This is a genomic window from Vibrio sp. (assembly GCF_050299255.1).
Taxonomy (GTDB): Bacteria; Pseudomonadota; Gammaproteobacteria; order Enterobacterales; family Vibrionaceae; genus Vibrio.
This window is the reverse complement of the sequence record NZ_JBNKVP010000092.1, coordinates 1-11,807: the sequence shown is the minus strand read 5'-3', so window position 1 is coordinate 11,807 and position 11,807 is coordinate 1. Positions and strand designations below refer to the sequence as shown.

Here is an 11,807-nt window from a genome sequence, read left to right as displayed (position 1 = left end):
ACTTACCCAATGCACAGCTGATAGACGCAACCGGGCTGGTCAACTGGTGCCGGGCGATAAAGTCTGAGCAGGAGCTGGATTACATGTACCGGGCTGCACGCATCGTGGAAAACATGCACAGAGTGGCCTACGAAATGATTGAGCCAGGCTTGCCTAAGCATCACCTGGTGGCCGAGATCAATCGCCAGGCCGTGCTTGGTCACGAGGAACATTTTGGTGACTATACGGCGATTGTGCCGCTCTTACCCTCGGGAGCGGACGCGTCTGCGCCGCATCTGACATGGGACGACAGGCCGTTCAAAAAAGGTGAGGGGACCTTTTTTGAGATAGCCGGAGCTCACCGCCGTTATCACTGCCCATTGTCACGAACTATATTTCTGGGCGAACCTGATGATAAGTTTAAACGCGCAGACGAAGCACTTACGCGTGGTTTAGACGCCGGGTTAGCTGTCGCCAAAGTCGGCAATACCTGCGCAGATATCGCTAACGCCTTAAATCGGGAATTAGACCGGGCGGGCTTTTCCCGTCAGGGTGCGCGCTGTGGCTATCCGATTGGACTCAGTTATCCGCCCGACTGGGGTGAGCGCACCATGAGCTTGCGTGCTACCGACCAAACGGTGCTGCAGGAGGGGATGACGTTTCACTTTATGCCAGGCTTATGGTTTGAGGACTGGGGGCTGGAAACAACGGAAAGCATAGTGATCAAAAGAGAAGGCGCGGTGACTCTGTGCGATTTTCCCCGTCATCTGTTTGTTAAGCATTAACACGCCAAACTCAGCGGAACAGATAGCCAGAACAAGTTGGTCAAAGAAGCAAGATCAAGATGTAGTCAAAGGCAGTTGCGCTACCTGTGTGGGTAAGCAGTCAGCGACCTGCCTGGAATCAGTAAGGAGAGTTTCTATGCGCCTGGATCGCTATGACGTCAAAATTCTGCAAATCCTGCATGACGACGGCCGGATCACCAAGTCCCACCTGGCGGAAGCGATAAATCTATCAGTGAGCCCATGTTGGGAGCGGGTAAAAAAGCTTGAAGACGCCGGGATTATCGAAGGTTATGGCGCCAAGGTGAACACCGATGTGCTGTTCAAAAAGACTGCGGTATTGGTCGAGGTGTCGCTGAAAGAGCATAATGCTCAGGCATTCAGACGCTTCGAACAGTTAATCCAACATTCGCCAGAGGTAACGGATTGTTACGCCACAGGAGGCGGCGTCGACTACATCCTCAAAGTTCAGTCCGAAGACATCGATCAGTATCAGCGCCTTATCGACAGTTGGCTCGATTCAGAAGTCGGAATTGAACGTTATTTTACCTACATAGTCACGAAAACCATTAAGCGCGATGCCGGCGCTTTGGACATTAAGCAAAACAGCGTGCTTTGAACCACGAATCAACACGAAAACAAAAGCCAATGCGTGAACAGAAAAAACTGCCAGTTTGGTAGCGGAAATAAAAAAATTCATACCCTCAAACCAGTTTGACCAGAAATAACTCTGTCCACTTCTCTATTACAGTTTAGCTATAGCAAACCATGTATGGAGAGGGACGGATGACAGCCTTACATAACTTGCCCGCCGGTGAACTTAAAGCTTCCCATGAAATGATGGCAATCATGAACGATGTGCGTCTGGTGCGAGGACTGGCCTACATCAATGGGAAATGGGTCAGTGGCGGAGCATTTCAGCCGGTTCACAACCCTGCCGATGGAACGGTAATTGGTTATGTCACCAGGGTAACGGATCAGCAGATGGTTCAGGCGATTGACCGAGCGGATGCGGCATTCGGCCAGTGGCGAAAACTACAGGCAGAACAGCGCGCTGCAGTTTTAATGCGCTGGCATGATTTGATCCTGGAAGCTAAATCAGATCTTGCTCGGCTGATGGTCATGGAGCAGGGCAAAACCCTAGCTGATGCCATCGGCGAAATTGATTACGGCGCTTCGTTTATACGTTGGTTTGCTGAAGAAGCGCGTCGAAGTTATGGAGAAACCATACCCAGCCACATACCAGATGCCCAGTTGGTCACCTTGCGTGAACCCATTGGTGTGGCGGCCTTAATCACGCCGTGGAATTTTCCCAATGCCATGGTAACTCGCAAGGCAGCCGCCGCGCTGGCGATTGGTTGCCCGGTGATCATCAAACCTGCCAGTGAAACCCCATTTTCAGCTTTAGCTCTGGCAGAGTTGGCAGATAGAGCAGGATTCCCGGCAGGAACGGTGAATGTTGTAACGGGTGATGCAGCCATGATATCGCATGCACTGTGCCGCTCGGACAAAGTGAAAGCCCTGTCGTTTACCGGCTCTACTCGCGTTGGCAAGTTACTGCTGCAGGATGCGGCGCAAACTATTAAAAAATGCAGTATGGAACTCGGCGGTAACGCCCCATTCATCGTGCTACCTGATATGGACGTGACACTGGCGGCAAAAGCGGCGGCAGAGGCTAAGTTCCAAACCGCCGGGCAGGATTGTCTTGCCGCCAACCGGATTTTTGTCCCCCAAGGGCAATATGAAGCGTTTTTGGCCGCGTTTGCGCGCGAAATGGACCGCATTGTGCTTGGTCATGGCCTCGATGAAGCAACCACCATGGGGCCACTGATCAATCGCGCAGCGGTAGACAAAGCCCATGACCTGGTGAAAGACGCTCTCGACAAAGGGGCAAGGCTGGTGGCGGGATACCGTACTTCAGTGCCAGGGGAGAATTTCTTTGCGCCGACGCTGCTCGCGGACGTCACGCCCGATATGGATGTTTACCGGCAGGAAAACTTTTGTCCGGTTGCCGCGGTGTTGCCTTATGTAGATTTAAACAGCGTCATTGAAATGAGTAACGACACCGAATATGGCCTGGCGGCCTATGTGTATGGTCATGACATTCACCAGATATGGCAGTGTATGCGAGGGCTGGAGTTTGGCATGGTCAGCGTGAATTCGGTGAAAATGACCGGTCATCCGATCCCGTTTGGTGGTGTAAAACAGTCCGGGCTGGGGCGTGAAGGAAGCCGACATGGTTTTGAAGAATACAGTGAAATTAAGTATTGCTGCTTAGGCGCACTACCGACCCGGAGTGGCAGCTAAAACAGGCGCTATCGATATTCGACAATTGAAGGAGCAGGAACATGAGCAATAGCACAGATCATTTACTGGGAATCGACCGCCAGCGGGTATTTCATGCCTCCACCCACCTTAAGCAGTATGCGGCCGGGGAGCTGCCGGGAAGAATTATTTCGAGTGGTAACGGAATTCGAATCACCGACTCAGAGGGCATTGAACTGATCGATGGCTTTGCCGGCCTATACTGCGTCAACATTGGCTATGGCAGAACTGAAATGGCCGATGCCATCTACGATCAGGCGAAACAGTTGGCCTATTACCATACCTATGTGGGCCACTCTAATGAGGCGTTGATCCGGCTTTCTGATCGCATCATCAAGATGGCACCAAAAGGGATGAGCAAAGTCTATTACGGCATGTCGGGCAGTGATGCTAATGAAACTCAGCTAAAGTTAGTCTGGTACTACAATAACGCCCGAGGTCTGCCGGACAAGAAAAAGATCATTGCCCGTGAGCGCGGTTATCACGGCTCAAGTATTGCGTCTGGTTCAATGACAGGGCTGCCGCTTTTTCATGCCCACTTCGATCTACCGTTGGAGCGGATCAAGCATACCATCGCACCCTATTACTATCGCCGTGAAGACGACAGTATGTCGGAGCAGGAGTTTTCTCTACATTGCGCAGAGCAACTCGAAGCGATGATTCTGGCGGAAGGCCCGGAAACGGTCGCCGCCATGATCGCCGAACCTGTGCTGGGTACCGGAGGAATCGTGCCGCCACCGCAGGGCTATTGGCAGGCTATTCGTAAAGTACTGGATAAATATGACGTGCTATTAATTGCCGATGAAGTGGTGTGTGGCTTTGGCCGTTTGGGCGCAGACTTTGGTTCATTGCACTACGACATGAAGCCGGATCTTATCACTATGGCCAAAGGGTTGACGTCGGCATACCAACCGCTGTCAGGCGTGATTATCGGTGAGCGGGTCTGGCGTGTCCTTGAAGATGGTACTGACCAGTGGGGGGCGATTGGCCATGGTTACACCTATTCTGGCCACCCTCTGGGGGCTGCTGCTGCGAACTGTAACCTGGATATCATTGAGCGCGAAGGCTTAGTAGAGAATGCAGCCCGGGTCGGTGACTATCTGCAACAACGGATGACAGAAACCTTTGCCCATCATCCAATGATAGGGGATACGCGAGGAGTAGGGTTGTTGCATGCACTGGAATTCACGCCAGACAAACAGCGCCGTGCCCATTTTGACCCCAATCTTAAGGTCGGCCCTCAGGTTGCAGCCGCATGCCTGGAACTAGGGCTAATTGCCCGTGCCATGCCACATGGTGACATTCTAGGCTTTGCCCCGCCACTTATTACAAACCGTAATGATATCGACACCATTGTCGACAGAGCTTATCAGGCGGTGAACAAAGTGATGGATAACTTGGTTACGTCAAATCAATGGCAGCCAAAGTAACCACATCACTAATCGAAACGCTACCGCCCTGGCAGGGGCGGTACTTGCCTTTAAACCTGTTGGGTGAACGGCAATGATCTAAAACGCTAACCAAAGCATCTCTTCCAAACTTCTGACTTTTGTCCGGCCAAATACGTCTAGTGATAACGTTTACCTTTTGTGTGATGAAGTGTCACTGTTTGTCGTTGCGAATTTACTTGCCGTTACACAACAACGTTCCTAATGGTCCTTTTAAACATGAAGATACTGACGGTTGGTGTGATTTTAACCGTTTTTTGAAATCTTGTGGTAACGTTTACATTTGAGGGGTTGATCACAGAACGCCGACAGATTCAGTTGGTACACTTTGGCCAGTTGAGTCAGGAGGCTCCAAATGGGCATCACGCATTAACAGTGAGGGTACAAAAGTGAAAATTCTTGTTACGGGTGGAATGGGATATATCGGCAGTCATACTTGCGTGCAAATTATCGAGGCCGGTATGGAACCCATCATTGTCGATAACCTGAGCAACGCCAAAGAAGAAGTGTTGAATCGAATCGAAGCGCTGTCGGGTAAAAAGCCCATGTTTTACCGCGGCGATATCCGTGATGAAGCGTTTTTAGACTCTGTGTTTTCTGCTCACGACATTAAAGCTGTCATTCATTTTGCTGGCTTAAAAGCGGTGGGAGAGTCGGTCGCCAAGCCACTACAGTATTACGATAATAACGTAAATGGCACTCTGGTCCTGGCGCGTGCGATGCGCAAAGCCGGTGTGAAAAGTATCGTGTTCAGTTCATCGGCAACCGTGTATGGCGATCCTGAGCTGGTGCCAATTACCGAGCAATCCCCGACTGGCGCGACCACCAACCCTTATGGCCGTAGCAAGTACATGGTTGAAGAGTGTTTATCTGACCTGTTTAACGCCGAGAACGACTGGAGTATTACGCTACTACGCTACTTTAACCCGGTAGGCGCTCATCCCTCAGGGTGCATGGGCGAAGATCCTCAAGGTATTCCAAACAACCTGATGCCATTTATCGCCCAAGTGGCGGTCGGCCGACGGGAAAAATTATCGGTATTTGGCCACGATTATCCTACCCCGGACGGCACCGGTGTACGGGATTACATCCACGTTATGGACTTGGCTGACGGTCATATCGCCGCACTTAAATCAGTGGGCGAAAAAGCAGGCCTGCACATCTATAACCTGGGTACCGGCAAAGGTTCCAGCGTACTGGAAATGGTGGAGGCATTTGCTCGAGCATGTGACAAGCCGGTGCCATACGAGCTTTGCCCACGTCGCCCGGGTGACATTGCACAGTGCTGGGCCAGCACCGAAAAAGCAGAACAAGAATTAGGCTGGAAAGCCACTCGTAGCATTAACGAAATGACGGCTGATACCTGGCGATGGCAATCAAACAACCCGGAAGGTTATCAGTAACCAATGCTTATTTGCCATAACAGCGACAGCAAATAAATCGAATATTGCTCCGATTAACTGCTCCGGATGGTTGATCGGACAACAAATTTAGAAAATTAATGAGTAAGTAAGATGTCGAAAATTGAATTTAATCCAGTGGATCATCCGCATCGTCGTTATAACCCATTAACCGGCCAGTGGATTTTAGTCTCACCCCATCGGGCCAAGCGTCCCTGGAGCGGCGCCGATGAGAAACCGGCTGTCGAAGAACTGCCAAGCTATGAGGCCAAGTGTTTCCTTTGTCCGACCAACGAACGTATCTCAGGCGATGTAAACCCAGACTACCAAGGCACTTATGTGTTCAATAACGACTTCGCGGCTTTGATGACTGATTCGCCAGATGCACCGCAATCGGAAAATCCGCTGTTTAAAACCCAGGGTGTACGAGGGCTAAGCCGAGTGATCTGTTTCTCGCCAGATCACAGTCAAACGCTCCCTGAACTGCCTGTTGAGAAGATTCGCGGCGTAATCGATACCTGGAACGATCAGATCGAACAGTTGGGTAAAGAGTATATCTGGGTTCAGGCTTTCGAAAACAAAGGTGAAACCATGGGCTGTTCACAGCCACACCCTCATGGCCAGATTTGGGCAAACAGCTTTCTACCCAATGAAATTGAGCGTAAAGAGCAAAACCTGAAAGCCTACTATCAACAGCAGGGCAGTAACCTGTTGGTGGATTACGTACAAGCGGAGCTAAAAGATGGTGCTCGTATTGTGGTGGAAACCGAGCACTGGGTAGCGTTGGTGCCTTACTGGGCGGCGTGGCCGTTTGAAACCATGCTGCTGCCGAAAGCACATCCGCCGCATGAGCGAACTCAGCAATGAGCAGCGTGATGATTTGGCTAACGCCATTAAGAAGCTGACGAGCCGTTACGATAACTTGTTCCAATGCTCTTTCCCTTACTCAATGGGGTGGCATTACGCACCGTTTTTTGAGCAGGGTACCGATATTGAACACTGGCAACTCCATGCCCTGTTTTATCCGCCACTGCTGCGTAGCGCGAGCGTGCGCAAGTTTATGGTGGGTTACGAAATGCTGGCAGAAAGCCAACGTGATTTAACCGCAGAGCAGGCCGCCCAACGACTGCGCGATTTAAGCGATGTGCATTACAAAGAGCAGTAACAACCGAATTCAGGCGCCGTTGTTACTTAAGTAACAGCGGGGCCGAGCCAGTTTAAGAATATTTTCGAGAGGCAATATGTCAGATCTAACTCAAAACGTAACAACTTCATTTAGTAACGTGCTTGGTTACCCGCCGACTCACATTATTCAGGCCCCCGGCCGGGTAAACCTGATCGGTGAGCATACAGACTACAACGATGGTTTTGTCTTACCTTGCGCCATTAACTATCAAACAGTTGTCGCTGCGGCCAAGCGTGAAGACAACATTGTTCGGGTCATTGCGGTGGATTATGGCGATCAACTGGACGAATTCGATATCACCGAAGAGATCAGTTTTCAGCATAACAAAATGTGGGCTAACTACGTTCGCGGCGTCGTAAAGTGCTTGCTGGCACGTGGCTTTCAGTTTACCGGCGCTGATATCTCTGTGAGTGGTAACGTGCCGCAAGGTGCGGGTCTCAGCTCGTCAGCTGCGCTGGAAGTGGTGATTGGCCAGACGTTTAAGGTGTTGTATAACCTGGAAATTTCACAAGCGGAAATTGCCTTGAATGGTCAGCAGGCTGAGAATGAGTTCGTCGGCTGTAACTGCGGCATTATGGATCAGATGATTTCTGCGGAAGGCAAAGAAAATCACGCCATGCTGCTAGACTGCCGCAGTTTAGAAACTGAAGCGGTATCAATGCCTGCAGAGATGGCGGTAGTGATCATCAATTCGAACAAAAAACGCGGCCTGGTGGATAGCGAATACAACACACGCCGTGAGCAATGTGAGCATGCGGCGGCACTGTTTGGCGTTAAAGCCCTGCGCGATGTAACCATCGATCAGTTTAACGCCAAAGTGGCGGAGCTGGATGAAACCGTAGCCAAACGTGCCCGCCATGTCATTACCGAAAATGATCGCACCTTGTCGGCAGCCTTGGCATTACGAAATCACGATATGAAGCAGATGGGTGAACTGATGGCTCAGTCGCACGCTTCGATGCGCGATGATTTCGAAATTACCGTCAAAGAGATCGATACTCTGGTAGATATCGTCAAAGAGGTGATTGGCGAGCAGGGTGGCGTACGCATGACCGGCGGAGGCTTTGGTGGCTGCATTGTAGCAGTGATGCCTCCGGCACTGGTAGATGACGTCAGAGCGGCGGTAGAAGCACGCTATCAGGCGGCAACCGGACTTAAAGAGTCGATCTATGTCTGCCAGGCGAAAGCTGGTGCGGGCGCTGTAGAAGTTTTGTGAGGAATCATTGATGCATCCTCATTTCAACCAGTTAGAGCAAACAATGGCACAGGGGCCGTCTTTTGATGGCAGGCCTGCAGAGCTGATTCACTTAACCAACCATAATGGTATGACGGCTTCTTTCATGGATATCGGTGCGACCTGGTTAAGCTGCACCTTGCCGGTTAAAGGTGAGCAGAGGGAAGTTTTACTGCGCTCGCCGGATATGGCCGCGTACATGAAGCAGAGCGCCTACATGGGTGCCATCGTCGGACGTTTTGCCAACCGAATTGCCAAAGGGCAGTTTGAAATAGACGGTCATCGCTATCAACTTGGCATCAACAACGGTGAAAACTCACTGCATGGTGGCCTGGATGGGTTTGATAAGCGGCGCTGGAACATCATTGAGCGAAGTGAACAGCACGTCACCTTTTCGCTTAATTCAGTTGACGGTGACCAGGGCTACCCGGGTAATCTTGACGTTAAAGTGACCTACCGATTGACTGATGACAATGCAGTCGCGATAGAGTACCAAGCGCATACAGACAAAACTTGTCCGGTCAATCTGACTAACCACGCTTACTTCAACCTTGCTGGCGAAGGAACTCAAGCGAAGAGCTTAGATCACTCTTTACAGCTGAATGCCGAGCACTATCTGCCAACCGATGCAGGCCTGATCCCGACCGGTGCACTGAAGCCTGTCAAACAGACCAGTTTTGATTTCACGGCATTAAAACCGGTTGGACGTGAGTTTCTGAGTGATGAGGATCAACAGCTTGCCGGCGGATATGACCACGCATTCGTCTTTGTGCCTGAGGTTACAGATGGCGTACAAGAAGCAGTCCGCTTGGTAGCACCAAATCAGGATGTGGTGATGAAAGTGTTCACCACAAAGCCAGCAATACAGTTTTACTCGGGCAACTTTCTGGCGGGGACACCGGGGGCCAGCAAAGAGTATGCCTTGTACGACGGCCTGGCGCTGGAAACGCAATACTTTCCGGATGGGCCAAACAAACCTGAATGGGGACTCAACAGTGGGGTGTTGAGCTCAGGGGAGTGCTATCAGCATCAGACGACATATCAGTTTGAATTTTAGATAGCGATGTTGGTGGGCCAGGTGCCCACCTTTTTTATGTTCGACGTACACGCTGCTTAATGCGGCTCAGTCCAACAGGTGTTACACCGAGGTATCTGGCGATGTCATTTTGCGTTACGCTTTCGATCAATTGAGGTGAGATTTTTAGCAGTTTCTCGTAGCGATCTTGTGCAGAAAGGCACAATAAATCGCGCTCACGCTGCTCTTTTTTCATCGCAAATTTCAACAATAACTCAACCATTTCCTGAGCAAGTTCCAGATCGTTTTGGCTCTGTTCATGCAAGGTATTAAAATCAAACTTCACTAGCTGGCAATCTGTAAGTGTGACAAGGCTAAAAGTGTTCTGAAGTCGAGCGTATGCGGCTGACATGCTACCGATTACATCACCCGCTTCTAAAAAAGACTTAACCGATTCCTTTCCTTCAGACGTGACATAGTAGGCTTTTAGCATCCCTGTTTGGATCATATACATAGACGCATTGGAATCACCTTGCCTGAAAAGGTGTTCACCCTTTTGCTTAGTTACTTCTCTACCGTGAAATTTAATAAACTGAGAAAAATTCATCCCTTTTAACCCAAGTTAACGCCGAGCGTTTTACTACCCATTAAAGTGCTTCCAGAAATACTAACTAAGGTAACTGAAAGGAAGAAGCTCATGCAACTCAAGAACAAAAGGATAGTAATCACTGGTGGCACCTCTGGCATAGGGCGGGAACTGGTGAAGTCATTAGCCGGCGAGAATGACGTTATCGTGATTGGACGCAGTCACACTAAGTTAGCCGAATTAAGCGAACAATTTGATGTAAAAACCTACCGGGCAGATCTGTCAGACTTAAAAGCAATGGAAATTGTCGCCAGTGAGATTGCTAATGACCATCCATCGCTCGACTTGTTGATCAACAATGCGGCAGTCCAATACACACCACGTTTGACCGACCCAACATTCGAGTATGAAAGCATCCAAAAAGAGGTCACCATCAATTTTACATCTATATGCTGCTTAACATCACTTCTGTTGCCTTCCCTGAAAGCATCACCACAAGCGATGATCCTTAACGTGAATTCGGGGCTAGGATTAATGCCTAAAACGACATCCGCTGTTTATTGTGCAACAAAAGGTGCGCTCAACTCGTTTACCCGCTCACTACGCTATCAGTTGGAGGAAACAAACATTAGTGTGTTTCAGGCACTGATGCCACTGGTGGACACGAACATGACAGATGGGCGTGGCCAAAACAAACTGTCATCAGTCGATGCTGCCAACCGGCTAATACGAGGAATTGAACAAAATATCGAGGAGCACGATATAGGCAAAGTCAAACTCTTGCGCTATTTGATGCGCGTCTCGCCCAGAGCGGCCGCCTATCTGATGAAAAGAGCCTGACAGACAAATATTCGGTACTGTTGAATTTAGTTTTGCACACACAGTATTTGCGAAGCGTTGGTTAAATAATCCACCCATCAAGCCGAGTGTATATTCGAACATTCGGCTGTAGCTGTCTTGACCGCTGCTGGCATCAATTCGATTGATGCACTAAAGCTACTCACTTTTGTACCGCGAGAATTTTTACGACTTCTTTTCTCTTTGTTACGGGCTTTATACGGACATTATTTTGCTTTTATTTGACCGGTAAATGGTAGAGGCCGTTTCAGGCTTAACCTAAACTGTAACCATTACCAAGTTGTTAGGAAGCCTATATAGGAAGCAGTGATGTACAAATATATTTCGATCGCAGTACTTTCCGTAGCCGCAATAACCGGCTGTGGTGAACAGAAAGTTGAAACTCAACAGAACCAGCAAGCCGAAGCCGAAAAAATGACCCAGGAATCACAACCAGAATTGATGGTTGCAGATGCTGCGCATAACGCGCGTAACTCACTTGACTGGAATGGTATATATAAAGGCAGTGTTCCCTGTGCAGATTGTGCGGGTACTCAATTGTTAGTTGAACTGAATGCCGACGGTAATTACCTGCTAAGTCGCAGCTACACAGATAAAGTCAGTGCGGCAGTGATGGAAGAAGGGCAGTTTACCTGGAATGACACGAACAGCATTATTCAGGTAGGAGAATACCATTTCTTTGTGGGCGAGAACGTGCTTATCCTGGTTGATCAGGACGGCAAGCGCATTGAAGACGATCAGATGCAGCAGTTTGTGCTAACCAAAGAGATGGCGCAATAACCTTTAAACTAAAGTGATAAAATCAATACTTCCCGTCAATGAACCGGATGAGCGCATCCGGTAGTTTCTGCCAATCACTCTAACCTGACCTTCGTGCAAACCCGCTTGTACGAAGGTCCAGTAAAGCGCAATTGCACTGCATTCTATTAGCCATGGCTACGTGGCTCTAATGATTACTTTTCTACCAAAGTTGTTGATGATTTTAGTGTTCGGA

At 49.6% G+C, this 11,807-nt stretch carries 10 protein-coding genes and 1 pseudogene; 10 read left to right on the top strand and 1 reads right to left on the bottom strand.

Annotated features, from left to right (window positions below):
- From ACQY6F_RS16705 to galM, 8 genes and pseudogenes are all read left to right on the top strand, one after another.
- A partial coding sequence (locus ACQY6F_RS16705) for a M24 family metallopeptidase (RefSeq protein WP_428776034.1) occupies positions 1 to 764 on the top strand: 764 nt, incomplete at its 5' end.
- A gap of 136 nt (positions 765 to 900) precedes the next feature.
- On the top strand, positions 901 to 1,380 hold the full coding sequence (locus tag ACQY6F_RS16700) for an Lrp/AsnC family transcriptional regulator (RefSeq protein ID WP_428776033.1): 480 nt from the start codon (positions 901 to 903) through the stop codon (positions 1,378 to 1,380).
- A gap of 167 nt (positions 1,381 to 1,547) precedes the next feature.
- Positions 1,548 to 3,068 carry an NAD-dependent succinate-semialdehyde dehydrogenase gene (locus ACQY6F_RS16695; protein WP_428776032.1) on the top strand — a complete coding sequence of 507 codons (1,521 nt, stop codon included), beginning with the start codon at positions 1,548 to 1,550 and terminating at the stop codon, positions 3,066 to 3,068.
- A gap of 41 nt (positions 3,069 to 3,109) precedes the next feature.
- Positions 3,110 to 4,516: an aspartate aminotransferase family protein gene (locus ACQY6F_RS16690; protein ID WP_428776031.1), complete on the top strand. Its 1,407-nt coding sequence runs from the start codon at positions 3,110 to 3,112 to the stop codon at positions 4,514 to 4,516.
- 407 nt (positions 4,517 to 4,923) lie between these two features.
- Positions 4,924 to 5,937 carry a UDP-glucose 4-epimerase GalE gene (gene galE, locus ACQY6F_RS16685; protein WP_428776029.1) on the top strand — a complete coding sequence of 338 codons (1,014 nt, stop codon included), beginning with the start codon at positions 4,924 to 4,926 and terminating at the stop codon, positions 5,935 to 5,937.
- A gap of 111 nt (positions 5,938 to 6,048) precedes the next feature.
- Positions 6,049 to 7,099 (top strand): annotated as a pseudogene (locus tag ACQY6F_RS16680) (UDP-glucose--hexose-1-phosphate uridylyltransferase).
- Positions 7,100 to 7,175: 76 nt separating this feature from the next.
- The gene (gene galK, locus ACQY6F_RS16675; protein ID WP_428776028.1) at positions 7,176 to 8,336 is read left to right on the top strand and encodes a galactokinase; all 1,161 of its coding nucleotides are present in this window, start codon (positions 7,176 to 7,178) and stop codon (positions 8,334 to 8,336) included.
- Positions 8,337 to 8,346: 10 nt separating this feature from the next.
- Complete coding sequence (gene galM / locus ACQY6F_RS16670) at positions 8,347 to 9,411, top strand: galactose-1-epimerase (protein ID WP_428776026.1); 1,065 nt, start codon at positions 8,347 to 8,349, stop codon at positions 9,409 to 9,411.
- A gap of 34 nt (positions 9,412 to 9,445) precedes the next feature.
- Here galM and ACQY6F_RS16665 read toward each other — a convergent pair whose 3' ends face one another.
- A complete protein-coding gene (locus ACQY6F_RS16665; protein ID WP_428776024.1) occupies positions 9,446 to 9,976 on the bottom strand; it encodes a Crp/Fnr family transcriptional regulator in 531 nt (176 codons plus the stop codon).
- A gap of 90 nt (positions 9,977 to 10,066) precedes the next feature.
- Between ACQY6F_RS16665 and ACQY6F_RS16660 the strand changes: the two genes are divergently transcribed.
- Both ACQY6F_RS16660 and ACQY6F_RS16655 read left to right on the top strand, forming a co-directional pair.
- Entirely contained in the window at positions 10,067 to 10,795 is a 729-nt protein-coding gene (locus tag ACQY6F_RS16660) for an SDR family oxidoreductase (RefSeq protein ID WP_428776023.1), read from the top strand.
- 327 nt (positions 10,796 to 11,122) lie between these two features.
- On the top strand, positions 11,123 to 11,593 hold the full coding sequence (locus ACQY6F_RS16655; RefSeq protein ID WP_428776021.1) for a copper resistance protein NlpE: 471 nt from the start codon (positions 11,123 to 11,125) through the stop codon (positions 11,591 to 11,593).
- Positions 11,594 to 11,807: the final 214 nt, after the last annotated feature.

Coding starts and splice junctions, on each gene's coding strand:
- ACQY6F_RS16700 (WP_428776033.1), top strand. CDS start 901: ATGCGCCTGGATCGCTATGACGTCAAAATTCTGCAAATCCTGCATGAC.
- ACQY6F_RS16695 (WP_428776032.1), top strand. CDS start 1,548: ATGACAGCCTTACATAACTTGCCCGCCGGTGAACTTAAAGCTTCCCAT.
- galK (WP_428776028.1), top strand. CDS start 7,176: ATGTCAGATCTAACTCAAAACGTAACAACTTCATTTAGTAACGTGCTT.
- galM (WP_428776026.1), top strand. CDS start 8,347: ATGCATCCTCATTTCAACCAGTTAGAGCAAACAATGGCACAGGGGCCG.
- ACQY6F_RS16665 (WP_428776024.1), bottom strand. CDS start 9,976: ATGAATTTTTCTCAGTTTATTAAATTTCACGGTAGAGAAGTAACTAAG.
- ACQY6F_RS16655 (WP_428776021.1), top strand. CDS start 11,123: ATGTACAAATATATTTCGATCGCAGTACTTTCCGTAGCCGCAATAACC.
- ACQY6F_RS16660 (WP_428776023.1), top strand. CDS start 10,067: ATGCAACTCAAGAACAAAAGGATAGTAATCACTGGTGGCACCTCTGGC.
- ACQY6F_RS16690 (WP_428776031.1), top strand. CDS start 3,110: ATGAGCAATAGCACAGATCATTTACTGGGAATCGACCGCCAGCGGGTA.